Origin of the sequence: Streptococcus sp. 27098_8_74 (genome assembly GCF_041431705.1) — a bacterium.
GTDB lineage: Bacteria > Bacillota > Bacilli > Lactobacillales > Streptococcaceae > Streptococcus > Streptococcus salivarius_E.
The window spans coordinates 71,533-97,300 of sequence record NZ_JAPVYF010000008.1; the positions used below are offsets into that span (position 1 = coordinate 71,533).

Here is a 25,768-nt window from a genome sequence, read left to right on the forward strand (position 1 = left end):
AATTTCTCCTTTTCTTTTTAGCATTTACCATGCCTTTAGGATTTTTATAGTTATTTACAACCACTAAAGCCATAAAAGACACAGAAAAAGGGCGTGACAAGCACGCACATCACCTACATTCTAACAAATGAAAATATTAAAAGCAATAGAAAAAACCAGAGCTGATGCCCTGGTTTTCTTTATTAAGCGACTTGATATGTTCACGGATAAAAAGAGGTTCACCAAGTTCCTGCTCCAAATCTTTTAACTGACGACTGAGTGTCGGCTAAGTAATCATCAGCTTCTCAGCTGCCTTGGAGATACTCCCCTCCTCAGCAATAGTAATAAAATAACGAAGCACTCTTAACTCCATGCCATCCTCCTAATTTTCCTCATAAGATTTAAACGGTTGATTCTTCTCAGGATATCGGTCTGGTGTAATGGCGAGTCCCATTTGCTCTTTTTCGTGATATAACTCTTTCATAAGCGACCACATCATCAACACTAGTACTATAGAAAATGGAAAAGCGACAATAATGAGCGTGTTTTGTAAAGCTGTCAATCCACCAGAAAACATGAGTGCAATAGCAATCAAGGCCAGCATGACACCCCAAATCACCTTTTTACGATTACTTGGATTTAGATTGCCATCTTCAGACAACATGGCCAAAACATAGGTGGCAGAATCCGCCGAGGTCACAAAGAAGGTTAAAACTAAAATAATTGCCAGGAGTGAAAGGACACTTCCCAGAGGATATTCATTAAAAGAGGCAAAAAGAATTTCTTCTGTGGCAAAACGTATCAAATTAACCCCCGAATCTTGTAGTGAAGTAGATAAGGTACCAAAAGCAGAAAACCAGATAAAACTAAGGACTGTTGGTGCCAAAAGCACTACTGTCAAAAATTCGCGAATAGTCCGACCTTTTGAGATACGGGCAATAAAGACGCCCACAAAAGGTGACCAGGAAATCCACCATGCCCAGTAAAAAATGGTCCATTGGTTAATCCAAGTCCGCTTGGTCTCATCAAAAGCCGCCGCCCGAAAACTCATACGGAAGAAGTTTTGAAAATAAAGGCCGATAGAGTCTGTCATGGTGTCAAATATCTTAACCGTTGGCCCCAAAACTATGACTCCAGCAAGCAAGACAATAGCTAAAATCAAGTTTGTATTAGATAGGATTTTAACACCCTTTCCTAAACCTGATAAGGCAGAAATAAGAAAAAGAATTGTCGCAATGATGATAATGATGACTTGCACAAGACTATTATTAGGAATACCAAAGACATAGGAGAGACCACCATTGATTTGTGAGGCACCAAAGCCGAGCGTTGTCGCTACCCCAATCACTGTCGCAATAATGGTGATGGTATCGATAATGGTTGCTATTGGTCCGTCCGCATATTTTCCAAAAAGAGGCTTAAAGACGACTGAGAGCTGATATTTCTCCCGTTTACGAAAGCCAAAATAAGCCAAAGACAATCCCACCAGGGCATAGACCGCCCAAGCATGAAATCCCCAGTGAAAAAAAGTAAAACGAAAAGCATCTGCGAGAGCATCCGCACTGCCTATTTCTGCATTGGGCGTCGAGATAGCAAAGTGACTCAAAGGCTCTGCTGCCCCATAAAAGACCAGACCAATCCCCATTCCAGCAGAAAACATCATAGCAATCCATGACGTCGTCGAATGCTCTGGCCGACTCGTGGGATTACCCAAGCGAATCTGCCCTATCGGACTTACAATTAAAAAGACACAAAAAATTAAAATCCCCGTAACCAATAACAAGTAAAACCAGCCAACACTAGTTGTTAAGAGATTTTTTAAGTAAAAACTAATATTTTGAAACTGCTGGGGAACAAAGAGCCCTAACAAGACTAAAATAAATATGATGACGAGTGAAAGCTGAAAAACTTTTGTTATTTTAGAATACTTCACCATTTTACCTCCTTATGTGTTCTTAGTTATAGAAAGTTTTTGAGAAAACTTAAAATTCTATATGGTTTCATTGTAACACAATTGTTTAATTTATACATATAACAACCGAATTCATCAAATCAGATTAAACCTGTTTGTTCCATTTCATTTACCAGTTGAGTTGCTTTTAGATTATCAACTCCCATGATGGTCATGATATGGCTCTTCACGATTTGACGTGATGACTGTTCTTCCTTTTGCATAATTACCTCCAAAACGCAAAAAAAGGGGTAGACAATCTAGTGTCTACCCCCCGAAAGTTTATTAAAACAAAAATCCTGCCAAAGAATTTTTGGCAGGAAACCAAATCAATTTATCAGTTTCTCATAATCGCTTATCGTAAAAAAAACCAGAGCTTATACCCTGGTTTTCTTTATTAAGCGACTTGAGTCGTTACCTTATTATTTAAGAGTAACTGAAGCTCCAGCTTCTTCAAGTTTAGCTTTGATTTCTTCAGCTTCAGCTGCAGCAACACCTTCTTTAATAACTGATGGTGCACCGTCAACGATAGCTTTAGCTTCTTTAAGACCTTCGCCTGTGATTTCACGTACAACTTTGATAACGCCAACTTTTTTGTCGCCTGCAGATGTCAATTCAACGTCGAATGAATCTTTAGCAGCACCAGCGTCAGCAGCACCAGCTGCAGCAGCAGCTACAGGAGCAGCAGCAGTTACGCCAAACTCTTCTTCGATAGCTTTTACAAGGTCGTTCAATTCAAGGATTGAAGCTTCTTTAATTTCAGCAATAATGTTTTCAATGTTCAATGCCATTGTGATTTCCTCCAAATGTGTTTTTTAATATAGTGTTTTAAACGTAGCTTAGGCTACGAGTTGTGAAGATGGGCTTATGCAGCACCGTCTTCTTTGCTTTCTGCAACCGCTTTGACAGCGTATGCAACATTGCGCACTGGCGCTTGAAGTACAGAAAGGAGCATAGAAAGCATACCTTCTTTGTTTGGAAGTGATGCAAGAGCGTTGATTTCTTCGACTGAAGTGAACGCACCGTCAACAACACCACCTTTGATTTCAAGAGCTTCTGCGTCTTTAGCAAATTCGCTAATAACTTTTGCTGGTGCGATAACATCTTCGTTTGAGAATGCTACTGCAGATGGACCAACAAAAAGTTCTTTAAGGTCTTCAAGACCTGCTTCTTCAGCTGCACGGCTCAAGATAGAGTTTTTGATAACTTTAAATTCAACGCCTGATTCACGAAGATTACGACGAAGAACTGTATCTTGGTCAACTGTAAGTCCACGAGAGTCAACAACAACGATAGATGCTGCTGCTTTCATTTTCTCAGCGACGATAGCAACCTGTTCAGCTTTCTTAGCAATAATAGCTTCACTCATTAGTAGTTTTACCTCCGTTTTTATTTTTGGGCTAGGCACAAAAAAATCGTACCTAAACCTAGACACGAAAGTACAATACGTTACAAAAAAATAGTTACGTTTTGTGCCTCGGTTGGATGTTTACGAGTCTTGCTCCCCAACTGTCTTAGGTCAGTTTTTTCAAACCTTATTTATAATATCATGACCTAAATCAGACGTCAAGAAAAAAATGCAATTTTTTTATTTTTTTCTCTATCTTTTTTCGAAGACCATAAAACCTCTCAAAATCTAAAGATTTCAAGAGGTTATTTCTAATCATACCTAAGGGCTTCGATAGGATCGAGTTTCGAAGCTTTATTAGCCGGTAGGAGGCCAAAGATAATCCCTACAGCTGCTGAGAAGGCTATGCTTCCCATGGCTACACCAAGAGAAACCGTCGCTTTAAGGTCCATGGCATTCCCAATTGGTCCAACAACTAGGGCTGCAAAGCCTAGCCCAATCAAACCTCCCAGAATAGTCAGAACCATCGACTCAATCAAAAACTGGGTCAAGATTTTACGACGTGTAGCACCTAAAGCCTTACGAAGACCAATCTCTCGTGTCCGCTCAGTTACCGAAACCAACATGATGTTCATAACACCGATTCCGCCAACTAATAATGAAATCCCAGCAATAGCTCCGACAACGGTGGTAATGGTTCCAAAGATCGTATTCACCTGATCTAGGGTCGAACTCATATCTGCCGCCTTATATTCTCCATTGTCATCTTGGGCCAACTGGGTCAAGCGTTTAGCAGCATCCTTAGCAACGCTACTACTATTTTTCACATCGGTCACATGGAAAAAAATCTGGCCAATAGCATCAGTGTTATTTTCAGCCGCTAACTGGGTATTGGCCACAAGAGCTGTTCCAATTTCACCATAGGCACCGATTGCTGTGTCTTTATTCTTATAAACACCAATCACACGATAATCATTGTTCCCAATAGTAACCACTTGGTTAAGGGCATCCCCATTCGTCTCAAAGAGTTTTTTAGCCACCATCTGATCAATGACAATAACTCGTGAAAAGTTTTTATAATCATTGTCTTGCAAGGAACGTCCTGTCAACATCTCTAACTTTTTAGCTTTAAAGTAGCCCTGACTGGCACCTGTGATATTAACATTCTTAACAGTCTTTTTTTGTAGGGAGATAGAGGAAGTTAGGCTGTTAGTCACAAAATAACTATCAATACCAGGCGTCTGCCTAGCCACTTGCTCCAACCAAACTTCTTTAACCGGTTTGGTAGGTTGTGCCAAATCTGCATAGGCAGGATCTAGCTCCTCACCCTTGGCTTCATAGTAGACTTGAACTGTATCCTTGTCACCAGTCACACTATCGGTAACACTCTGACGCATTCCATTTCCTAGCCCCATGATAAGTACTACCGCAGCAACACCAATGATGATTCCCAACATGGTCAGGAAGGACCTCATCTTGTGTGAACGGATAGAACTAAGAGCAAATTTCCAATTTTCCATTCTTACCTCCTAGTCAATCCGAACGCTATCAGTCGTGTCTTGAGTGATTTCACCATCACGAATGACAATCTTACGTCGGGCATAGTCTGCAATCTCTGGCTCATGAGTAACCATGATGATAGTCTTTCCTTCACGGTTCAGCTGGGTTAAGAGCTCCATAATCTGCATCCCTGTCTTGGTATCAAGAGCACCCGTAGGTTCATCCGCTAAAATGATTGCCGGATCGTTAGACAGTGCACGCGCGATGGCAACCCTCTGCTTCTGTCCACCAGACAACTCTGACGGTAGGTGATGGCTACGGTCTGACAAGCCGACTTTTTCCAAGAATTGTTGCGCCCTTTGTTTGCGTTCGCGTGGAGATTTCCCTGCATAAATCAAGGGAAGCTCTACGTTCTTTTGGGCACTTAACTTTGGCAAGAGAAAAAACTGTTGAAAGATAAAGCCAATCTGGTCATTTCTTACCTTGGCTAGGCGATTTTCAGAGAGTTCAGCCACATCCTCGCCCTCGAGTTGATAGGAACCTGTAGTCGGTTGATCAAGAAGACCGATAATATTCATAAGGGTTGATTTCCCTGATCCAGAAGGGCCCATGATTGCCACAAAGTCCCCTTCTTCTACCGATAAGTCAATCCCCTTAAGGACCTGCAAGGACTCTTGACCATTTTTGAAAGACTTGGTGATCCCCTTTAAAACCATAAGAGCTGGCTTAGTCACTAGACCTCACCTCTTCTCCACTAGTGTCTTTTGATTGTTTGCTATCAGCATCCGTCACATCTTTTAGGGTTTCGCCATCCTTAAAGGATTTATCTGCCTTGGTAATAACTTTTTGACCTTCTTTAAGTCCTGAAGCAATTTCCTGTTGCTTGGCATCCGCATTGCCAAGTTTGACCTTGACTTGCTTGATTTTCTGAGTTTCATCATCGTAAACCCAGACATAGTTGTCAGAGCCTTTCTTAGTCACAGCAGTTACAGGAACCAACAAGGCATCATCATCTTTTGTCACTTCAAGTGATACATTAAAACCTTGCTTCAGTTTTCCGATTGGACTGGTCAATTGAACCTTGTATTCATACTGAGAACCTGATTGACCTGAGTTGCCAGATGTCCCCGTTGACTGGTTAGCATTTTGCTTAGGATAATTGGAAACATAGCTGACCTTCCCTGTCCAAGTTTGGTCTGGGTATACTTTGGAAGTAATCTTGACCTTTTGCCCCACTGAAATATTTGGAATGTCATATTCTGTTAAGGTCCCTTGAATCTCAAATTGGCCTTCACTTGTCACATGAACTAGGGTTTGGCTCTCTTTTGAAGCAGGGTCCACAGAGTCCGCAACTTCTACGACTGTTCCATTAGCATCTGAAACAATCACTGTTTGGTTGAGAACATCTTGTGCCTTTTCTAGCTCTGATGCTGCATTGGCAATGGCATCATTATAATCTTGCAAAGTTTGGTAATTACTTGCCTCAGTTTGCTGACGCTGTTGAGGACTAACAGTAGTTGTCGAATCATCCTCATCCGAATCACTACTTGTTTGTGCTGAAGCCGCAGGAGCCGTCCCATACTGTTGGAAATAATTACGGTCACGAACTGCCTTATTGTAGGCACGACTAGCCGTATCATAAGCCGCTTGGGCTGAGGTGCTGTCGTATTGGACCAGTTGCTGACCTACACTAACTTCCTCACCCACAGAGACTGTCACAGTGGCATTGCGTCCAATGGTATTGTCAAAATAAACATACTGTTCCGACTGAGCCTTCACCATACCAGTCAGAAGGGTCGACGAGGCCAGCTGCCCCTTAGTTACCTTACTTGCTGTAGGGGACTCAGAAGCCTTATCATTCTTGCCACCACCTGCAAAAAGGTTAAAGCCTAGGACCAAAAGGACAAGGAAGCCAATTCCTCCAATGATCCAAACTCTTTTTCTATTTTTAAATAACTTTGGACTGATTTTCTTTCGCATATGTCTCTCTTTTCTTTTTTGTATCACATGGATAAAACAATTGTAATACTTTTAACTTTCAGTGTCAATGACCTTCGCTTACATCCATGACACCATAATGCAGCTTTTGATTGGGCCGAACCTGGCGCTCAAAACCAAGTTCTTCAAAAACGGTATCTCGAAAATGTGCCTTGATGATAATTTTTTCCCGTGCAACACGTTTAGCTTCTTTTAGCCATTCTTCTGTCAGACGGCTACCATTGGCCAGAGGCTTGATAGCCTCTAGATTTTCCGATTCCTTGATGATCTCTGAAAACATAGGATCGGCATAGATGATATCAAAGGAATTGTCAGCTTGAACCTTCAAAAAAGACAAGCTATCGCTCTTAATAGCTTTAATAGAACGCATGGCCTTTTCAAGCTGCTTGTCATCTGTCTGATACGTGGCCAGGCCTCGAGAAACCACCTGAAAAATCACATCTTGACTCTCAAGGGCTGTCACCCTATTTCCCGTTGCTGCCATCACTAGGCTATCAGAAGCCAGACCCATGGTCGTGTCAAGAATAGCCTTGGAAGACTTACCTAAAAGACTGACTAAAGCGTCATGGGGAGCCTTAATCCTGAGAGCGGCCGTATCTGGATGGAAGGTCAACTCACTAGCATCCGAATTGATAAAAGACAATCTGTCTTTATATAGGAGATAGAAAGGTCCAAAGCGCTCTAGACATTTTGCCAAGGACAACTTGCGACGAGGCTGGTAGTCAGCTCCTAGCTCGTGAGCTAATTCTTGGGCACGCGCAATCAAGGTCTCGTTTTCCCGTAAAGATGTCGTAATAATCATGTTTCTAGTATAGCAGAATTTAAGTAGTCTAAACCATGGTCTTAGCTTTCATTTTTAACTTTCTAGCTTACATTTGTGTAAGAAAAAAAACCAGCAAGGCTGAGATTCAGTACATAATTAAACTATTTTTAAATGTGAAATAGATTTTGCGAACCTAGTCAGGTTAGACCGAGACTTTTGGCAGTGATGAAAACGCCTGAAGCAAGTAGTCTCAGGCGTTCGGAAGTTTTGAGACGTTCGGTTCAAAACTTAGTCATGGAACTACGAAGAAGATCGCTGATGTCCGCCATCACCCAAGAAAAGTCTCAAAAGAAAACTGTGTCTTCAATAAAAAAAGTCCCAGCAATGCTGAGACTCAATATTATGATTAGATAGCTTCTGTTGTAAAGCTACGGCTTTCAAGCACACGCACCATGGCATCTGCTGTATCAAGCGCTGTGAAGAGTGGGATTCCTGCTTCAATAGCAGAGCTACGAATTGCTGCTCCATCTTCGTCATAAGTACGTTTGTTACCAACCGTATTGATAATAGCTTGCGCTTTACCTGTACGAACAAGGGCTGGAATGTCGTTGTCGTCATTTTCACCTAATTTGTTAACAAGCGTTGCGTGAACTCCATGTTCATTCAAGAACTTAGCTGTTCCTTCAGTTGCGTAGATACCGTAACCGATAGCATCGAAACGACGAGCCAAATCAAGGGCTTCTTCTTTCGTATCATCATGAATAGTAAAGATGACATTACCAAAGGTTGGCAAGTGGAGGTAAGAAGCTTCAAAGGCTTTATAGAGGGCTTTTTCAAGAGTCGCATCTGTCCCCATAACTTCACCAGTTGATTTCATTTCAGGTCCAAGGAGACTATCTACCTTAGCCAATTTTGTGAATGAGAAGACTGGTGCTTTAACATGGACATGATTGCTTTCTGGGTAAAGACCATCTTTGTAACCTTGTTCAGCCAATGATTTACCAAGAATCAAGTTTGTAGCAACTTGTGCCATTGGGATATCAGTCACTTTAGACAAGAATGGTACCGTACGGCTGGCACGTGGGTTGACCTCGATAACATAGACAGTTTCGTCCTTAATAACGAACTGAATGTTCATCATACCAATACAGTTAAGACCGATAGCCAAGCGTTTAGTGTAATCAGCGATAGTCTCTTGGATTTTCTTAGAGAGAGTTTGTGGAGGGTAAACTGCCATTGAGTCCCCTGAGTGAACCCCTGCACGTTCGATGTGTTCCATAATACCTGGAATCAAGACATCCTTACCATCAGAGATGGCATCCACTTCACACTCACGTCCAATGATATAGCTATCAACAAGGACTGGGTGGTCTGGACTTGCCTTAACGGCTGTACGCATGTAAGAACGAAGGTCATCTTCATTTTCAACGATTTCCATGGCACGTCCACCCAAAACGTATGATGGACGAACAAGAACTGGGAAGCCAATCTTACGAGCTGCTTCAACCGCTTCTTCTTCATTTGTCGCTGTTTGTCCTGGTGGTTGTGGGATATCAAGATCTTTAAGGGCTTGTTCAAAGAGGTCACGGTCTTCGGCACGGTCAAGGTCAGCAACCTGTGTACCCAAGATTTTCACACCAGCTTTAGACAATGGCTCTGCTAAGTTGATGGCTGTTTGACCACCAAACTGAACCACGACACCCTTAGGTTGTTCCAATTCGATAACGTTCATCACGTCTTCGAAGGTCAATGGTTCGAAGTAAAGTTTATCTGAAACTGAGAAGTCTGTTGAAACCGTCTCAGGGTTAGAGTTCATGATGATGGCTTCGTAACCTGCAGCCTGGATAGCTTTCACAGAGTGAACTGTCGCATAGTCGAACTCAACCCCTTGTCCAATACGGATAGGTCCTGAACCAAGAACGATGACAGATTCTTTATCAGATTTGATTGATTCATTTTCCCACTCGTAAGTTGAGTAGAAATATGGTGTTGATGACTCGAACTCAGCCGCACAGGTATCAACCATCTTGTAAACAGGAACAATGTTATTTTCCAAACGTGTCGCACGAACTTGGTCAGCTGTTTGATTCCAAAGATTAGCAATCTTACGATCAGAGAAACCGTTACGTTTAGCTTCTTTCAAAACATCAACATCGCCTACGTGAGTAGCCAATTCTTGTTCCAATTCGAAGATATGGAGCAATTTGTCGAGGAAGAAGATATCAATCTTAGTCAACTCTGACAATTCTTCAATAGTATAACCACGACGGATGGCTTCAGAAAGGTAGAAGAGACGGTCGTCTTGAGCTTTGACAATCTTTTCAACCAAGGCGTCGTCTGTGACGTCCGCAAGCTCAGGCATTTCATTGTGGTAAACACCGATTTCAAGTGAACGGCAGGCTTTAAGAAGTGACTCTTCGATGTTACGACCGATAGCCATAACTTCACCAGTTGCTTTCATTTGAGTACCAAGACGACGTTCCCCGTGTTCAAATTTATCAAATGGGAAACGCGGAATCTTAGCAACCACATAGTCAAGAGCTGGTTCAAACATGGCATAAGTTGTACCAGTGACTGGGTTAATCATTTCATCAAGTGTCAAACCAACAGCAATCTTGGCTGCCAATTTGGCGATTGGGTAACCAGTTGCTTTTGAGGCAAGGGCTGATGAACGAGACACACGTGGGTTTACTTCGATAACATAGTACTTGAAGCTATTAGGGTCAAGAGCCAACTGTACGTTACAACCACCCTCAATTTTAAGGGCACGAATAATCTTCAAGCTGGCATCACGAAGCATTTGGTTTTCAATATCTGACAAGGTTTGCGTTGGAGCAAATACAATTGAGTCCCCTGTGTGGATACCAACTGGGTCAAAGTTTTCCATGTTACATACCACAAGAGCATTGTCTGCGGCATCACGCATAACTTCGTATTCGATTTCTTTGAAACCAGCGATAGAACGTTCAATCAAACATTGGGTTACTGGTGACAATTTCAATCCATTTTCAGCGATTTCACGAAGTTCTTCTTCATTGGCACACATACCTCCACCAGTACCACCAAGGGTAAAGGCTGGACGAACGATAACTGGGTAGCCAATCTCTGACGCAAAGGCAACTGCTTCTTCAACCGTATTTACAATCTCTGATTCTGGAATTGGTTGTTCCAAATCTTCCATCAATTGTTTGAAGAGGTCACGGTCTTCGGCTTGGTCAATGGCAGACAATTTTGTTCCCAAAAGCTCTACTCCAAGCTCATCAAGAATGCCAGCTTTTGACAATTCCATTGCCATATTCAAACCAGTCTGTCCACCAAGAGTTGGCAAGAGAGCATCCGGACGCTCTTTACGAAGAATACGTGTGACAAACTCAAGCGTAATTGGTTCAATGTAAACCTTGTCTGCGATTTCTTTATCAGTCATGATAGTCGCAGGGTTAGAGTTAACAAGAACAACACTGTAGCCTTCTTCTTTCAAGGCCAAGCAGGCTTGCGTACCAGCGTAGTCGAACTCAGCAGCCTGACCAATGATGATAGGACCAGACCCGATAACCATAATTTTTTTAATATCAGAACGTTTAGGCATAATTTATGATACAAAGCCCGTTAAGGACCCAGTGAAAATAGGAAACGTGACGACGACGCCTAAGCATCTAGTCACCGTTTATCTTTTTCACACAGTCCTTAGGGCGTGTTCACTTCCGTGAACCTGTATCTTCTCCTTTCTATTTGACAACTCTCTGGTTGTCATTAAATAAGGTAGTAGACTGGGGCGAACAAGAGTCACACCCCACTATAGTCACTAGACAGTTGCAATTAACGACGTGCTTTTTCAGCTTGGAAAGCATCAATCAATTCCAAGAACTCATCGAAGAGATAGCTCGCATCGTGTGGACCAGGTGCTGCATCTGGGTGGAATTGCACTGAGAATGCAGGGAAGTCACGGTGACGAACACCTTCAACTGACTTATCGTTAATTTCTTCGTGTGTTACCATGAGGCAATCTGGAAGTGTCTCACGGTCAATGGCATAACCATGGTTTTGGCTGGTGAAGTCAACACGACCAGTCGCAATTTCACGAACCGCATGGTTAAATCCACGGTGACCAAACTTCATCTTGTAGGCCTTGGCACCATTCGCCAAACTAAACAACTGATGACCCATACAGATACCAAAAATTGGAATTTTGCCTTGAATGCCACGAATCATATCAAGTGCATACGGTACATCTTCAGGGTTACCTGGACCATTTGACAACATCACACCATCTGGATTAAGATGGAGAATTTCTTCAGCAGTGATATCATGTGGCACAACAGTCACGTTACAGTCACGTTTTGAAAACTCACGCAAGATAGAGTGCTTGAGACCAAAGTCAACCAAAACGATATTTTTACCAACACCTGGTGCTGGGTAGGCTGTCTTAGTTGATACCTGCTCAATATTGTTGGTTGGCAAAACAGTCGCACGCAATTGATCTTGCAAGTGCTCGATACTGTCACCAGGATTAGCCAAAGTCGCTTTCATGGTACCGTGTTGACGGATAATCTTAGTCAAGGCACGTGTATCAATACCAGAGATACCAGGGATGTTTTTTGCTTTCAAAAACTCATCCAAGGTCATTTGGTTACGCCAGTTGCTGGCACGACGGCTAGCCTCTGACACAACAACACCCTTGGTCGTTGGCTTAATTGACTCATAGTCGTCACGGTTAACACCGTAGTTACCAACAAGTGGATAAGTAAAAGTCAAAATTTGACCATTGTAAGACTGGTCTGTGATAGATTCTTGATAACCTGTCATACCAGTATTAAAGACGATTTCTCCCGTCACATCCACATCAGCACCGAAGGCCTGACCTTCAAAAATAGTGCCGTCTTCCAAAATAAGTAAACGTTTTGCCATTATAGTAAATTGTTCCTTTCACTAAGATACAAAGGGCGTTAAACATCTGAATGAAAATCAAACCTAACAAAGAAGCTCTAGCCTCTAGGAAGATTTGTCTCTTTTCAAAGATTTAGCCCATGTTCTTTTTCGTCTGATTCTCTCAGGAATCGGTTAACGTAGTTTACGCTTTGCCATTTAAAATAGCTTCAATAATTGCCATACGGACAAAGACCCCGTTTTGCATCTGAGCAACGATACGAGCCTTAGGCGCCTCAACCAGACTATCAGCAATCTCCACATCACGATTAACCGGAGCAGGATGCATGATAATCGCCTGATCAGCTAACTTGGCATAACGTTCTTCAGTCAAACCATAGAGAGCATGGTAGTCTTCTTTTGAAAATCCTTTATCGTCCCCATGACGTTCGTGCTGAACACGAAGCAACATGAGCACATCCAAGTCCTCAATGACGTCGTCAATAGCCACATGCTGACCATAGACATCGAACGCATTCGAGTACCACTCTGCAGGACCAGCAAAATAAAGCTGAGCACCCAAACGCTTGAGAATCTGCATATTGGACTTAGCGACACGCGAATGCGTAATGTCACCTGCAATACAAATCTTAAGATTTTCAAAGGTTCCGAACTCTTCGTAAATGGTCATCAAGTCAAGCAAACACTGACTTGGGTGTTGCCCTGAACCATCACCACCATTGACAATAGAGGTCTGAATAGTCCTACTATCAATCAACTGCTTGTAGTAATCGACTTCCGAGTGGCGAACCACACAGATGTCAACGCCCAAGGCAGACATGGTCAAAATGGTATCATAGAGGGTCTCACCCTTATTTACCGAGCTAGTTCCAGCATCGAACTCAATCACATCCAAGCCAAGTTTTTTCTCAGCCACTTCGAAGGACTTGTGTGTTCGTGTTGAATTTTCAAAAAAGAGATTGGCAGCGAAATACTGTCGATCCAGCTGGAAATCAGCTCTGCCATTTTTAAAATCTCCACCTCGACGAATCAGGCCCAAGACCTCTTCATTCGTGAGGGTTTCCATGGTCACCAAATGCTTCAGTGACACTTTTCCATCTGCAATCGCCATAGTTTTTCCTTTTAAATTGATTGACTAATCTTTGCTACCTTTTTTAGGATCTGGCAAAATTTGATAAAGCAAGATACCAAGAATGGTTGAGCTTGCCACACCCGTGATTTGAAGACCACCAAGGTCAATCATCAAACCACCGATACCAGATACCAAGATAACACTAGCAATCAAGAGATTCTTTTTATTATCAAAATCAATCTTATGTTCAACTAAAATTTTCAAACCGCTAGCAGCGATAACCCCAAAGAGGGCAATAGATAATCCCCCTAATACAGGAGTTGGAATAGAATGCAAGAGTGCTGATAACTTACCAATAAAGCTCATCAAGACCGCAATCACTGCTGCGCCCGCAATAACGTAAACTGAGTAGACCTTACTGAGGGCCATAACCCCAATATTTTCACCATAAGAAGTTACCGGAGGAGCTCCAAAGAAGCCAGCGATAATCTGTGCCAAACCATCACCAGTAAGGGTACGGTCAAGACCTGGATCTTTAAAGTAATCACGCTCAGTCAAACTGTTTAGAACCATGACGTGACCAAAGTGTTCAGTCATCGTCACAAAGGCAATCGGAGCCATGGTCAAAATCGCACTTGGATAGAGCTTGAAGCTATAATCCACAAATGGAATGTCAAAGTTTGGAACCTGAATCCAATGTGCCGCTGCTACCTCTGAGAAATTGATAAAGCTATGTCCTGTCAGCAAACCAAGAACCGCTGAGAAAATATAGCCCACAATTAAACCAAGTAAAATTGGGATAACACCGATAATCTTCTTGCCATACATGTTAAAGAGGATAACCGCAAAGAGGGTCACCATCGAAATCAAGAGAGCATAGATACTATAGCTTTTATTTAAAGTTGTTGCATCATTGACTGCATTAGCCGCAAGGTTCAAACCAATCACCATGATAATAGGGCCAACCACAATTGGTGGAAGGACCTTATCAATCCAGTCTTTACCCGCATACTTAACAATCAGAGCCACAAGCAAGTAAACCAAACCACCTGCCATGGCACCTTGAGCCACTGCCGCAATGCCATCAGTCTTCATAAGTGTCTGCATAGCCGCAATATAGGCAAAACTAGAGCCCATGTAAGCTGGAATTTTGTACTTGGTCACCGTCAAGTGAGCTAAAGTTCCCAAACCAGATGAGAAAAGAGCAATAGCGGGATCAATCCCAACCAAAATCGGCACAAGCACCGTCGCACCAAACATGGCAAACAAGTGCTGGAATGACAAACCAACCAATAAACCAGGTTTTGGCATATCATTCACATCATATTTTACGTTATTCACGATATCAAAGGACTCCTTAAAATAAGATACTAAGGGCGTATAAAGAGCAAAGTAAAATTAGGAAATCTGACGCCGAAGCTTTAGCTTCTAGGAAGATTTATCTATTTTACACAGCTCTTAGCCCGTGTTCAGTTAAATAAGATACAAAGGGACGTTTTGGCTAAGCCAAACATTTCTGTAGAAAAATAGGAAGTCGACAAGGCACTCCAAAGAGTGCTAGGAGACTTATCTTTTTCCTAAGAAATGAGTCCCGTGTTCAATTAATAAGATACAAAGCCCGTCTATAGCCTAAAGCAAAAATAGGAAATACGATGACGGAGCACCAGCTCCTAAGAGTATTTATCTTTTTTTGCACAAGGCTTAGGGCGTGTTCAATTAACAAGATACAAAGGGCGTATAAAGAGCAAAGTAAAATTAGGAAATCTGACGCCGAAGCTTTAGCTTCTAGGAAGATTTATCTATTTTACACAGCTCTTAGCCCGTGTTCAATTAACAAGATACAAAGGGCGTTTCACCCTATCTGTCAGCCAACTTAGCTTGGATCAATAATGTTGACGCTATCTTTGCCATCAACTTCTGTCACCAAAACTTCGATTTCTTCTGACTCACTTGTTGGGATATTTTTACCAACATAGTCCGCACGGATTGGCAATTCACGGTGACCACGGTCAACCAAGACAGCCAAACCAACACGCGCCGGACGCCCATGGCTAACGATATTGTCAATAGCTGCACGGATAGTACGACCTGTGTAAAGCACATCATCCACAAGGATAACATCCGTTCCATCAATTTCAATAGGGAAAACAGATGTGTCTTGTTCAGCCTTAACATCATCACGGAAAGCCTTAGTATCAAGCTCAATCAATGGCACATCAAGGTTTTCCAACTGTTTCAAGCGCTCTTGGATACGCTGAGCAATATAAACACCACGTGTCTTAATACCAGCCAAGACAATCTTGTCGAGATTTTTGTTACGCTCAATAATCTCATAAGTGATACGTGTAATGGCACGTTTCATGGTTACGTCATCGACGATCTCTTTTTTCTTCATAAAAAGAACCTTTCTAAATACAAAAAAATCCCCTCGAAAACAAGGAGATACACAAAAATATGAGTACAGTTCACCCGTACACTTCTCATGGCTCCTTGCCTGCCTCTCTGGACAGTGATTAAAGGACTTATTTAATTAGGTAAATTATAGCAAATTTCAGACTCTTTTACAAGAAAAAAACGGACGCCTCTCCCAAGAAAGACTATCCGTTTAATAACTGTTAAGCTTCTCTCAACTTCTCCAAGGTTTCCTTGAAAATAGCAGGTTCTTCCGCTGTAAATTCGACCAATTCTCCAGTCGTAGGATGCGTGAAACCAAGGGTCTTGGCATGTAGAAATTGGCCATGGCCCTTGAGTGTCTTACGTGGCCCATAAAGAGGATCTCCCGCCACCGGGTGACCGATATAAGCCATGTGCACACGAATCTGGTGCGTGCGACCTGTTTCCAGTTGCAACTCTACCAACGTATAGTTGCCAAAACGTTCAAGAACGGTAAATCGTGTAACTGCAGGTTTTCCTTTAGCTGTAACCGCCTGCTTCTTGCGGTCCTTGTCTGAGCGCCCAATCGGAGCCTCAATCACGCCTCGATCGTTAGGCAGATTGCCATGCACGATAGCCACATACTTACGAAGGGACTTCTTATCCTTAAGCTCCGCCGCCAAAGCATTGTGAGCCTTATCATTCTTAGCAATCATAAGAAGACCAGACGTGTCCTTGTCGATACGGTGGACAATTCCTGGACGAACCACACCATTGATAGACGAGAGGTCCTTGACATGATACATCAGGGCATTGACCAAGGTACCAGACGTGTGACCAGCTGAGGGATGGACCACCATTCCTTGAGGTTTGTTGACCACTGCCACATCCGCATCTTCGTAGATAATATCCAAAGGAATATCTTCAGCCTTGTATTCCAAGACCTCTTCTTCTGGTAATTCATAGGTGATGACATCACCCTCTTTAACCGCATACTTGGCCTTTGCCGACTTACCATTAACCAAGACTGTCCCAGCCTTGATTGCTTCATTGGCCTGACTACGTGACAATTCTGTCAAATCTGCCAAAGCCTTGTCCAGGCGGTTTCCCGCCTCTTTAATGATGACTTCCATTTTCCTCTTTCCATAAGATTAAAATCAAGAGCAACACGCCCACCGTTAGATAGGAGTCTGCCACGTTAAATATCGCAAAATCAATAAAATCAAGCTGAACCATATCAACCACGTAACCCAAGTGCAGACGGTCAATAAAGTTACCAATACCACCTGAGATAATCAAAACCAAAGATAGCACCAGCCAAAGACTCTTCTGATAATTCTTAACCAGATAAACCAGAGCCGCACCAATCACTAGAACCGTCAAAATCACAAAGAAATATTTCTGATCCTGTAAAATCGAAAAGGCAGCACCACGGTTCTGTAGATAAGTCAAGCTGAAAAGTCCAGGAATAGCCTTGATAACTTGGTTAAGGGCAATATTTGCCACAACCCAATGCTTAACCCACTGATCCAAACCAATCAGAGCTAGAATAGCCAAAGGAATCGCAACCTTACGCATAAATCCTCCTATGGTTTGTATGTATCAAAGTAGTCAAACATAACATTGACAAACTTGAGAGCACAAGACGACAAGTTAATCCCCTTACGACGGACATAAACCATCTTGTTATCCAAATTATCCTCAAGCGGAATCACCGTAATCCCATTCACACTTTGTGCATCCAAGAAGCCAGACCCCGTCGCATAAGCATCCGTACGTTCCAAGATACCGTTCAAAGTCGCACGGTCTGTCACGTTAAACATAAGAGACGAATCTGACGTATCCACAAAGTTCTCAGAATAGTAAAGGTACTCGTCCTTCTCCTGAGTGAAACGCACCGTAGGCAAGGCCGCCAAGTCCTCCATGACCAGACTTTCTTTTTTAGCCAGAGGATGCCCCTTACGGAGATAAATGTGCGTCTTAAACGGAATCAAATCAATAGCCTCAAGCCCAAGCTTGTCCATATTTTGCTGGATTCCCTTGCTATTTTGACGATTCAAATAGATAATCCCAATCTCACTGTGTCCCTTGGCTACCTCATCCAAAATCTGAATGGTCGTAGACTCAAAGACACGGAAATCCTTGTAATCAGGGTAACGCTCTGAAAAAGTCGTAATCAAAGGTGGCAAAAAGTCATAGTGCTGGCTGGCAATCGAATACTGGTTACCCTTTTCAGAAGCATTGAGATAGCGATTTTCAAAACTATCAAAACTGCGTACCACCTCAAGCGCACGCTCATAAAAGGTCATACCCTGACTGGTCAAGACAGCCCCCGTCGTTGTACGGGTGAAAATTTGAAAATTCAACTCCTGCTCCAAATCCTTGATAGCCACTGATAAGCTAGGCTGGCTCACAAAGAGCTTGCTGGCTGCCTCACGGAAGGTTCCGCTGTTGGCAATGGCTACGACATAACGTAGTTGTTGTATGTTCATCTGTGACACTTCTTTCTTGAAAAATCAATCAATTTTATTATACCAGATTTTATCCTCTTTTGTTGATACTAAAAAGCCCAGGCAACCCTGAGCTTGAATGACTAACAAAGTAGTCCTATTCGTCTGATTTATCTGTCAAGAAGTACTCGTTTTCACGTTTGTCATAGTCAAAGGTCAAACGAACAGTATCTACCTTACCACTTTCTGGATTATAATCACGGTAGCTAAGACTCACTGACTGAGTGAGATCGCCCTGTTCAGTTTGTGTCATTTCATGATAAGTGAAGCTAGCCTCTGGGTGTTTTTCAACCACTTCAGAAAGTCGTGTCCCCTTAAGCAAATCAGCTTGTGTACCTACAGACAACTTTTCATAGTCATCTTTTGTCCAGTTGCTATGATAGTCATCGACTTCTTTGACCTTATCATAGTCGAAGGTTGCTGAGGCAGATTTCAAAACATAGACACCGTCTTTTTTCTCAAAAGTCAAACGCACATAGTTGTTTCCATCTGTGTTTTCTTTTCTATAGGTGAGGTCTAGCAAATCTGGTTTATCTTTCTCGTAAGCATCACTATACTCGGCATCAGTCGCCTTACCGTGAGCGTCCAAGACCTCATCCAATGTCAAAGTACCAACCTTCAACTCCTTAAACTGATCCTCAGTCCAGTTAAACTTATAATTCTCGTCAATGTACTGATAAGCTCTGTTGCGACCGTCACTTTGGAACTGTTCAGCATGGTTCATGACATATTTCATCGCTTGATAACCTGCTCCAGCAAGCGAAGTCATGAAGAAGATGATTGACATGACTAGGGCAATAATAGATAGTGCCTTGCGTGTCGATTTCAGACTCAAAACCAAAGTCACAATAGCTAGAATGATAAGGAAGAAGGCAAGGAAAGTAAAGACAAAACCGATAGGAAGTGTCCAAGACAAAACGACAAATAGAATCCCCAAAACTAGGATAATAATTGGTAAAGCAATATTAACAAAAGCATTGTTCTTGGTTACTTTTGGTTTGTAATAAGGGTTTTCCAAAGGTATCTGACTTGTCTTTGGATCTTCTTTTTCTTGCTCTTTCTCCAGATTCAACTCAGGCATGTGATTAGGAGCTTCCTCCTCTAATGTCACCTGAACTTCGTCTAGTTGCGTATCTGCTACTGAGTCAGCAGACACCTCTTCAGTAGTTTCAGAGCTATCCACTTGCTGAGACTCAACCTGCTCAGACACTTGGGCACTTGGTTCCTCCGAAGCGATGACAAAGCCCTCTTTCTTAGCTTCCATAAACTCCTCAGGACTTGGTTTACGACCATTGACGTCCTCAAAGTGACGCACCCATTCTTCTCTAGTTGCCATAGCTGACTCCTTTATCTCTTTTTCTTTATTTTATCATACTTTAATCTGGTCTTAGGAAAATAAGGTCGGATATAAGAGAGAATTTTTTGAGACTGCCTGATGTGCTTTAGTGTCCAGCCATCTCATGAAAATGGACGAAAGACGAAAAAAAACTGTACCCTAAAGTTAGATTTTTCTGTCTAACTTTTGTGGTGCCATTCACTTCTAGTGAATTATAGTATTTTCACTGTCCACTGTAAGTGGGAGTATATCACCTTCACCGTCTCAGAGGATAGGAATTAAAAGAAGATTTCAATAGAAAAAGGACTCTGCATTGAAAAAGAATCCTTAATTTCTTATAATCCCATCAAATAATTTCTTCAAATTCCCAAAACTCACCACTGGAAAGACGAGTCCTGAGTAGAATAAGAGCACGGTGTTTAGAAAATCTACCAAGACTGAAATTCGTTGGAAGCGGATGGTCAGTCGAATCATGACAAGATAATAGCCGAGGAAAATCAGGAAACCAATCAGTACCACGAGCAGTCCTTGGAAACTGATGACCTTCAAAGAAAAGTGAGTTGGTAAACCCTGATGAATCAAAAGCAGAGCAATCCAGAAGATCAAAGACAACCAAACAAAGTAAACCACTGCTCGTTGCAGGTAAATTCTATACACTGATTGCAAAGCATACTGGGTGCCAAAAGATTGCCCAGACCGAATCTCGTACTCCAACTCTTCATTTCCCAAGGAAACCACATGGGTCAAGATAAAATAATAATAGAAATAGGACAACTGAAAGTCAGAATTTCCCCTCAAAAGGCTATAAAAACCAAGAATGAAAATGACGTGGTAGAGGGTGTCAAACAGGGTATCCGCCCAGCGTCTCCTGCGAAAGAGATAAAATCGCTTCACTTCATTATACATGGAACAAACTTCCCTTCTTTTTGGCATAGGTCAAACAAGTTTGAAAGCACAAGTAACCCAATAGCCAGTAAATCAAACCGTATCCCAGTAATAATAAAAGAACGAACCAACTTGGTTGGCGGATAAAACTCACCAAGAGATGAAAAGGCAAGAAACGAGTTAAAGTAGCAATCAAATGACTCGATTGTTCCTGAAAACCAACCAAAAAGAGAATCCCGTAAGCAAGGAGACTAGTAATACTGGAAATTTTTGTAAAGACAAAGGAAAAACTGGCAAAGAGAAAGCCTAGACCATAAAGGGACGCAATAACCACAAAGGACAGAAGAAAGGTAACAAATGTATCGACCCAGTCAGTAGGAAAGGCAATCTGCTGAACCAAGGCAACCAAGCAAAACAAAGGAATGGCCTTGACCAAGTCCAACAAAATCTGTACGATAATTTTGATAAAAAGCATGCCAAATATGCTCCGCCGACTCTGAATCACGTTGATAATGGTGCGGTCTGCAATCTCATCCTCGATAAAATAGGTTGGATGGGTGATACTGTGGCTAGAAAAATACCAAGTAAAAAGCAAGATAAACAGCTCAAAAGTATCTTGCTGGCTGTCAAAATAGGTCAGAAAACCCGTAATTAGAAAGAAAATTCCCAGATTGGCAAAGAGAAGATTGACTTTGAACTGTTTGTATTCACTGAGTTGGCGACTAAACTCTCGCCCAATAGCTGCTAGCATCATTTGAGCACCTCATAAAGCAAATCTTCCAAAGAGGCAGGTTCTCGGGTGAACTGCAAGACTTCTGTTTCTTCCAGCAATAGCCGATAAAGGTCTGGATTTCTGGTCTCTACCGAAATCCCACCGTCAAGCACCTTGTAGTCCAGCTCAGGGAATCTTTGTTTCAGTACACTTTCTGCACTCTTATCTAACAGCAAGTGATAGACTTCATGCTGGTGGACATTGCCAAAAATCTCTTCAAAGGTTCCTTCACGATAAAGCCGCCCCTCCTGAATTACCACCACCCGAGTGCTGACCTTCTCGATAAAACTAGCATCATGACTGGTGATAAAAATACTGGCTTGATGGTGACGAGCATAATCCTGCAAAAGAGTCATCAGCTGTTTTTTTGCCAGCAAATCTAGCCCATTGGTCGGCTCATCCAAACAGAGTACTTTCGGTTTTTGCACCAAGGCTAAGATTAAGGTCAATTTTTGACGGTTGCCCTGGGACAGTTCTGAAACCAGCGTGTCCTTATAAGGGGTAAAAGCCAGCTGGTCACACAAGACATCCACCTCTGCCTTGATATGAGACAAGGCAATCCCATTCAAGCTTAGAAAATATTGGAGATTCTCCATAGCTGTCAAATAACTGTACAACCCCTGCCCGCTCTCCAAGACAAACTTGACCAGCGAGTGGATTTTCTTGGAGCGATTAGAAACGTCATAGACACGAACCTCGCCCTTATCCTGCAAAAAAATCCCTGCCAAGAGCTTGATAAAAGTCGACTTACCGGCACCATTGCCACCAACGATGGAGAAGATTTCACCTGAATCTGCTTGAAAATCAGGAATGTCTAACACCAACTTCTTGTGAAAACTCTTTTGAACTTGTGAAAATGTTATGTTAGTCATTTAAGATTACCCCTTGATTTGGAAGATTCCCTTTAATTTGTTCAATTATTTTTTCAATATCTATAATTTCAGTATTATTAGGAAAATTATATTGCTTTGGAATATAGAGATTGTAGATATACTCATTTTTCCCCTCTTCATTAACACTCTGAGCAATCTCACGAATTTTTTCATTAATTTGTTTTTCCATTTTATCCTCCAATACGGTTTAAAATTGTTTTAACTTCAAGCATTTTGCCATCAATTTCATACATTACTTTAACCACAACTTAGCCCTGTATCCTCCTATACTCCTTCGACTTCTCTCCATACCAATCCTTAGCTGAGTAGCCAAACTGCTCTCTATATTGCTCAGAGTATTTGAAGAGGTAATAACCTCGTAGCAAATCAATGGAAAAGACATAAGTCGCAAAGACAAATATGGCAGGCATGATAGGCATCAACACCGCATCAATGCTCCCTCTAATGTCACTTCCAGTAGAGCGGTCAAAAAGCACCAGTCCAGCTGTAATCCCTGTACCACTTAAAAAGACCAAACCATCCGAAATCTTTTCAGTCACAAGTGCTACCATGGGGCTAAACTCTGTCTGATTTTGAAGAGCTTCTGTCAGTTTACGGGGAACCGTTCGAATCAAGTAATAAATGGAAAGAAGAAACATAGCACCCGATAATATGCTGACAATATTTCGTCGTGTCATCATCATTATACCAGCACATACTGTAAAGATAGCGAGTAAGACTACCATGTAAAAGTAGGTGCAAAATTTTAGTTTCATCGGGCTTCTTCTGTGCTTAATTGAAAAGAAAAGATAGACCAGATACATGACTACATAGAAAAGAATGATTGGCCACTGAATCCAAGAAAATGTTGGATTTTGATCAAGCGTCAATCCTTTTATAAACATGGGTGTGATAATAGAGAAGAAATAAATAACAATTGAAGTGACAAACAAGCCAATAAATCGTTTCCAGCTTCCTTTTTGATTGAGCTTTTCTACGGTCTCCTTAGTGACAAGAGACTGGCTTTGATCGAATGTATAATTTAAAAATCTCAATAGTTTTCTCCTTTTATCAAGAAAAAACAGGAAGGTTTCCCCTCCTGTTCCTTAATTAATCCTCGCCATCTGGACCTGATTTATAAGTAAGGTAGAACGTATCGTCATCTTCTTTAGTATCAAATGACAAGTAAACACTCTTGAGTTTACCATCTCCAGCCTCATAGTCACTATAAGAAATGCTCATTTCTTTTTTGAATTCACCTTGACGAGATGTTGAGATTGTGTATTCTGCACTTGAAGCTTTAGGGTGATCCTTAACGATATCTTCAAGTTTCGTACCGTTTGATGGATCAGTGTAATCACCCTTATTGAGAGCATCAAACTGTTCTTTTGTCCAGTCAGCTTTGTAAGAGCGATCAACTTCAACCTTATCTTGAGGGAATCTACCTGAAGCATATGACAAGATAAATGTACCGTCATATTGTTTCTTAAAGTTTAGGTAAACACTTTCACCATAGTCTTTACCAGAGTAATTCAACTTCATCTCATCGCCAGAGATTTGTGCATCAGAAGCCTTACCATAAGTCTTGATGATAGACTTAACGGTATCCTTACCTGCTTTCAACTTCTTGAACTTAGATTCATTCCAGTCAAATTTAGCATTTTTGTCAATGTAATCGTTGACGTCAGTGCTATCACCTTTTGAATCAGATTTAGAGTCAGATTTTGAATCGCTGTCATCATCTTTCTTGTCAGCGTCATCATCGTCTTTATCAGCAACTTTTGATGTCTTGCTTGAGCTTGTGTTGTCACTAGCGTTTTGAGAGATTTGGAAAATCAAACCGCCAATAGAAACAAAGAGCATGAGACCAGCAACACCTGTTGCAATGATTGAGAGCAATTTCTTGCTTGATTTAAGGCTAAAGACAAGTGAAACAATTGCCACTGCAACTGCGAGGACTGTCAAGATGATGAAGAGCCAAGCAGGACTTACGAACCATGCCAAGATTGCAAAGATTACTGAAAGTGCAATCGCAACGATTGGCAAGATAAGATTGAAAAGAGGTTTATCTGCTGAGCCAGCTGCTGGATTAGGAACTGTTCCAAATCCTTGAGCTGAAGAGATAGGTGCCTTTTCAAACATGCTTGAATCAAATTGTGGGGTTGGTTGTTGCACAGGTGCTTCTGAGAAAGCTTCTGCACCAACTGGTGATTCACTGCTTGCTTGTTCTGCGACAGCATCTTCAGCTGTTTCAGCCACATCTGCGATGTCATCTTGTTCTGTGACTTTTTCAGTAGCAACTGGTTCTGTCGCTACTTCTTCAGCGATAGGTTCATTAGCTGGTGCTTGTACAGATGCTGCTTGAGCAGTCAAAGCGCTAGTATCAAAGTCAGCTGCTTTAGCATCCAAAAATTCTTGGGGGCTAGGCTTACGCCCATGTACCGACTCAAAGAGTTCAGCCCATTCTGCTTTAGTTGACATAAAAATCTCCTTTTATCAAGAAATCTAAACAAGAGATCCCTTCGACTTGGCGAAGTTTTCTATAGTTAGGAGTTAGACACCTCTCTCTGATAAGAGCAAGTAGCATATGTCCCTTAAAAAGTCCGACCTCACTTTACAACTTGAGGCAACCTTTCCCTATATCTAGTCCCATGTTCATTTTCTTGTTGATAGTTCCATTCTACCATATTTAAAGACCTCTGTTAACCGTTTCCCAAAAGGTTTTTTTCTGCTACAATAGTAGGTATAATGCACCAAAGGAGTTATATATGAAAAACATTAAAAAGTACATTCCATTAATTATTGTACTTGTTATCGCCGGACTAGGTTTTGCTTATCGAGAGAACATCTCACGCGCCGTTCGTGGAGATGCCTACGTTGATAACAAGATATTCACTAAACAATTAGAAAAGGCTCAAAAATCTGGAAAAGATGCCTTTCCACAGTTGTCAGACAAGGTTGGTAAGGACGAAGCTGAAGTTATCCTCCACACTTCAAAGGGGGATATCACAGTCAAACTCTTCCCTACACTTGCTCCTAAGGCTTCTGAAAACTTCTTGAAGCATGCCAAGGACAAATACTATGATGGGCTTACCTTCCACCGTGTAATCAAGGACTTCATGATTCAAAGTGGTGACCCTAAGGGTGACGGTACTGGTGGAGAATCTATCTGGAAGAAAGGGTTCGCTGTTGAGCCTACACCATTCCTATACAACATCCGTGGCGCACTTGCTATGGCTAATACTGGTGCTAAAGAGTCAAACGGCAGCCAATTCTACATTGTTCAAAACAAGGATGATCAAAGCAAACAGCTAGGAAATGCTGGCTATCCAAAACCTATCATTGACGCCTACAAAAAAGGTGGTTACCCAGCTGGCGATACTAAATATACCGTCTTTGGTCAAGTCATCAAAGGCATGGATGTCGTTGATACCATTGGCAACCTTGAAGTCGATGACAACAGCAAACCAAAAGAAAATGTAACGGTCAATTCCGTTGAAGTCGTTAAAGACTACAAATTCAAAT

Annotated in this window: 23 protein-coding genes, 2 pseudogenes and 1 other annotated feature; of the genes and pseudogenes, 1 reads left to right on the top strand and 24 read right to left on the bottom strand. The window is 41.9% G+C overall.

Annotated features, from left to right (window positions below; all coding sequences use genetic code 11):
- Positions 1-196 precede the first annotated feature (196 nt).
- From O3670_RS04560 to O3670_RS04675, 24 genes and pseudogenes are all read right to left on the bottom strand, one after another.
- Positions 197-352 (bottom strand): annotated as a pseudogene (locus tag O3670_RS04560) (LysR family transcriptional regulator); the annotation flags it as partial.
- A 9-nt stretch (positions 353-361) separates the two neighbouring features.
- Positions 362-1,915 (bottom strand): BCCT family transporter, encoded by a 1,554-nt coding sequence (locus O3670_RS04565; protein WP_371595840.1) that lies wholly within the window; start codon positions 1,913-1,915, stop codon positions 362-364.
- A 116-nt stretch (positions 1,916-2,031) separates the two neighbouring features.
- Positions 2,032-2,154 (bottom strand): hypothetical protein, encoded by a 123-nt coding sequence (locus O3670_RS04570; RefSeq protein WP_002269975.1) that lies wholly within the window; start codon positions 2,152-2,154, stop codon positions 2,032-2,034.
- A 198-nt stretch (positions 2,155-2,352) separates the two neighbouring features.
- Positions 2,353-2,721, bottom strand: a complete 369-nt coding sequence (rplL, locus tag O3670_RS04575; protein ID WP_004183006.1) for a 50S ribosomal protein L7/L12 — start codon at positions 2,719-2,721, stop codon at positions 2,353-2,355.
- Between the two features lie 74 nt (positions 2,722-2,795).
- Positions 2,796-3,299, bottom strand: coding sequence for a 50S ribosomal protein L10 (rplJ, locus tag O3670_RS04580; protein WP_003095623.1), 504 nt, complete (start codon positions 3,297-3,299; stop codon positions 2,796-2,798).
- 31 nt (positions 3,300-3,330) lie between these two features.
- Positions 3,331-3,467, bottom strand: a sequence feature (ribosomal protein L10 leader region).
- A gap of 122 nt (positions 3,468-3,589) precedes the next feature.
- Positions 3,590-4,798: an ABC transporter permease gene (locus O3670_RS04585; protein ID WP_037602019.1), complete on the bottom strand. Its 1,209-nt coding sequence runs from the start codon at positions 4,796-4,798 to the stop codon at positions 3,590-3,592.
- A 9-nt stretch (positions 4,799-4,807) separates the two neighbouring features.
- The gene (locus tag O3670_RS04590; protein ID WP_263426207.1) at positions 4,808-5,494 is read right to left on the bottom strand and encodes an ABC transporter ATP-binding protein; all 687 of its coding nucleotides are present in this window, start codon (positions 5,492-5,494) and stop codon (positions 4,808-4,810) included.
- Positions 5,495-5,504: 10 nt separating this feature from the next.
- The gene (locus O3670_RS04595) at positions 5,505-6,758 is read right to left on the bottom strand and encodes an efflux RND transporter periplasmic adaptor subunit (RefSeq protein ID WP_371595841.1); all 1,254 of its coding nucleotides are present in this window, start codon (positions 6,756-6,758) and stop codon (positions 5,505-5,507) included.
- A 64-nt stretch (positions 6,759-6,822) separates the two neighbouring features.
- Entirely contained in the window at positions 6,823-7,578 is a 756-nt protein-coding gene (locus O3670_RS04600) for a class I SAM-dependent methyltransferase (RefSeq protein WP_175062759.1), read from the bottom strand.
- Between the two features lie 367 nt (positions 7,579-7,945).
- The gene (carB, locus tag O3670_RS04605; RefSeq protein WP_371595842.1) at positions 7,946-11,125 is read right to left on the bottom strand and encodes a carbamoyl-phosphate synthase large subunit; all 3,180 of its coding nucleotides are present in this window, start codon (positions 11,123-11,125) and stop codon (positions 7,946-7,948) included.
- A gap of 230 nt (positions 11,126-11,355) precedes the next feature.
- On the bottom strand, positions 11,356-12,444 hold the full coding sequence (locus O3670_RS04610; protein ID WP_002890257.1) for a carbamoyl phosphate synthase small subunit: 1,089 nt from the start codon (positions 12,442-12,444) through the stop codon (positions 11,356-11,358).
- A gap of 163 nt (positions 12,445-12,607) precedes the next feature.
- Positions 12,608-13,534: an aspartate carbamoyltransferase catalytic subunit gene (locus O3670_RS04615; RefSeq protein ID WP_175057447.1), complete on the bottom strand. Its 927-nt coding sequence runs from the start codon at positions 13,532-13,534 to the stop codon at positions 12,608-12,610.
- Between the two features lie 24 nt (positions 13,535-13,558).
- Positions 13,559-14,836 carry a uracil-xanthine permease family protein gene (locus O3670_RS04620; protein ID WP_048676126.1) on the bottom strand — a complete coding sequence of 426 codons (1,278 nt, stop codon included), beginning with the start codon at positions 14,834-14,836 and terminating at the stop codon, positions 13,559-13,561.
- 532 nt (positions 14,837-15,368) lie between these two features.
- A complete protein-coding gene (gene pyrR / locus O3670_RS04625) occupies positions 15,369-15,890 on the bottom strand; it encodes a bifunctional pyr operon transcriptional regulator/uracil phosphoribosyltransferase PyrR (RefSeq protein ID WP_002890254.1) in 522 nt (173 codons plus the stop codon).
- A 220-nt stretch (positions 15,891-16,110) separates the two neighbouring features.
- Positions 16,111-17,001, bottom strand: a complete 891-nt coding sequence (locus tag O3670_RS04630; protein WP_002886027.1) for an RluA family pseudouridine synthase — start codon at positions 16,999-17,001, stop codon at positions 16,111-16,113.
- A complete protein-coding gene (gene lspA / locus O3670_RS04635) occupies positions 16,985-17,446 on the bottom strand; it encodes a signal peptidase II (protein ID WP_037602007.1) in 462 nt (153 codons plus the stop codon). The genes O3670_RS04630 and lspA overlap by 17 nt, the downstream gene beginning before the upstream one ends.
- A gap of 8 nt (positions 17,447-17,454) precedes the next feature.
- Positions 17,455-18,360, bottom strand: coding sequence for a LysR family transcriptional regulator (locus O3670_RS04640; protein WP_164332291.1), 906 nt, complete (start codon positions 18,358-18,360; stop codon positions 17,455-17,457).
- A 115-nt stretch (positions 18,361-18,475) separates the two neighbouring features.
- Positions 18,476-19,714, bottom strand: a complete 1,239-nt coding sequence (locus tag O3670_RS04645) for a CD20-like domain-containing protein (RefSeq protein WP_371595843.1) — start codon at positions 19,712-19,714, stop codon at positions 18,476-18,478.
- Positions 19,715-20,041: 327 nt separating this feature from the next.
- Entirely contained in the window at positions 20,042-20,620 is a 579-nt protein-coding gene (locus tag O3670_RS04650; RefSeq protein ID WP_107373361.1) for a hypothetical protein, read from the bottom strand.
- Positions 20,613-21,353, bottom strand: a complete 741-nt coding sequence (locus tag O3670_RS04655) for a hypothetical protein (protein WP_037602000.1) — start codon at positions 21,351-21,353, stop codon at positions 20,613-20,615. Before O3670_RS04655 ends, O3670_RS04650 begins: the two co-directional genes overlap by 8 nt.
- Positions 21,350-22,243 (bottom strand): ABC transporter ATP-binding protein, encoded by an 894-nt coding sequence (locus tag O3670_RS04660; RefSeq protein ID WP_038675501.1) that lies wholly within the window; start codon positions 22,241-22,243, stop codon positions 21,350-21,352. Before O3670_RS04660 ends, O3670_RS04655 begins: the two co-directional genes overlap by 4 nt.
- 76 nt (positions 22,244-22,319) lie before the next feature.
- A pseudogene (locus tag O3670_RS04665) lies at positions 22,320-22,433 on the bottom strand (immunity protein YezG family protein); the annotation flags it as partial.
- Between the two features lie 79 nt (positions 22,434-22,512).
- Positions 22,513-23,019, bottom strand: coding sequence for a hypothetical protein (locus tag O3670_RS04670; protein WP_371595844.1), 507 nt, complete (start codon positions 23,017-23,019; stop codon positions 22,513-22,515).
- A 334-nt stretch (positions 23,020-23,353) separates the two neighbouring features.
- Positions 23,354-24,724: a sulfite exporter TauE/SafE family protein gene (locus tag O3670_RS04675; RefSeq protein ID WP_371595845.1), complete on the bottom strand. Its 1,371-nt coding sequence runs from the start codon at positions 24,722-24,724 to the stop codon at positions 23,354-23,356.
- Between the two features lie 287 nt (positions 24,725-25,011).
- On the opposite strand from O3670_RS04675, the gene O3670_RS04680 reads away from it, so the two are divergent.
- A partial coding sequence (locus tag O3670_RS04680; protein ID WP_155212875.1) for a peptidylprolyl isomerase occupies positions 25,012-25,768 on the top strand: 757 nt, incomplete at its 3' end.

Bases quoted from the DNA above. Each gene is read 5' to 3' on its own strand.
- carB (WP_371595842.1), bottom strand. From the start codon at position 11,125: ATGCCTAAACGTTCTGATATTAAAAAAATTATGGTTATCGGGTCTGGT.
- O3670_RS04590 (WP_263426207.1), bottom strand. From the start codon at position 5,494: ATGGTTTTAAAGGGGATCACCAAGTCTTTCAAAAATGGTCAAGAGTCC.
- O3670_RS04570 (WP_002269975.1), bottom strand. From the start codon at position 2,154: ATGCAAAAGGAAGAACAGTCATCACGTCAAATCGTGAAGAGCCATATC.
- O3670_RS04610 (WP_002890257.1), bottom strand. From the start codon at position 12,444: ATGGCAAAACGTTTACTTATTTTGGAAGACGGCACTATTTTTGAAGGT.
- O3670_RS04640 (WP_164332291.1), bottom strand. From the start codon at position 18,360: ATGAACATACAACAACTACGTTATGTCGTAGCCATTGCCAACAGCGGA.
- O3670_RS04670 (WP_371595844.1), bottom strand. From the start codon at position 23,019: ATGAAACTAAAATTTTGCACCTACTTTTACATGGTAGTCTTACTCGCT.
- O3670_RS04660 (WP_038675501.1), bottom strand. From the start codon at position 22,243: ATGACTAACATAACATTTTCACAAGTTCAAAAGAGTTTTCACAAGAAG.
- rplL (WP_004183006.1), bottom strand. From the start codon at position 2,721: ATGGCATTGAACATTGAAAACATTATTGCTGAAATTAAAGAAGCTTCA.
- O3670_RS04630 (WP_002886027.1), bottom strand. From the start codon at position 17,001: ATGGAAGTCATCATTAAAGAGGCGGGAAACCGCCTGGACAAGGCTTTG.
- rplJ (WP_003095623.1), bottom strand. From the start codon at position 3,299: ATGAGTGAAGCTATTATTGCTAAGAAAGCTGAACAGGTTGCTATCGTC.
- O3670_RS04645 (WP_371595843.1), bottom strand. From the start codon at position 19,714: ATGGCAACTAGAGAAGAATGGGTGCGTCACTTTGAGGACGTCAATGGT.
- O3670_RS04565 (WP_371595840.1), bottom strand. From the start codon at position 1,915: ATGGTGAAGTATTCTAAAATAACAAAAGTTTTTCAGCTTTCACTCGTC.
- O3670_RS04650 (WP_107373361.1), bottom strand. From the start codon at position 20,620: ATGTATAATGAAGTGAAGCGATTTTATCTCTTTCGCAGGAGACGCTGG.
- O3670_RS04615 (WP_175057447.1), bottom strand. From the start codon at position 13,534: ATGGCGATTGCAGATGGAAAAGTGTCACTGAAGCATTTGGTGACCATG.
- lspA (WP_037602007.1), bottom strand. From the start codon at position 17,446: ATGCGTAAGGTTGCGATTCCTTTGGCTATTCTAGCTCTGATTGGTTTG.
- O3670_RS04585 (WP_037602019.1), bottom strand. From the start codon at position 4,798: ATGGAAAATTGGAAATTTGCTCTTAGTTCTATCCGTTCACACAAGATG.
- pyrR (WP_002890254.1), bottom strand. From the start codon at position 15,890: ATGAAGAAAAAAGAGATCGTCGATGACGTAACCATGAAACGTGCCATT.
- O3670_RS04675 (WP_371595845.1), bottom strand. From the start codon at position 24,724: ATGTCAACTAAAGCAGAATGGGCTGAACTCTTTGAGTCGGTACATGGG.
- O3670_RS04595 (WP_371595841.1), bottom strand. From the start codon at position 6,758: ATGCGAAAGAAAATCAGTCCAAAGTTATTTAAAAATAGAAAAAGAGTT.
- O3670_RS04600 (WP_175062759.1), bottom strand. From the start codon at position 7,578: ATGATTATTACGACATCTTTACGGGAAAACGAGACCTTGATTGCGCGT.
- O3670_RS04655 (WP_037602000.1), bottom strand. From the start codon at position 21,353: ATGATGCTAGCAGCTATTGGGCGAGAGTTTAGTCGCCAACTCAGTGAA.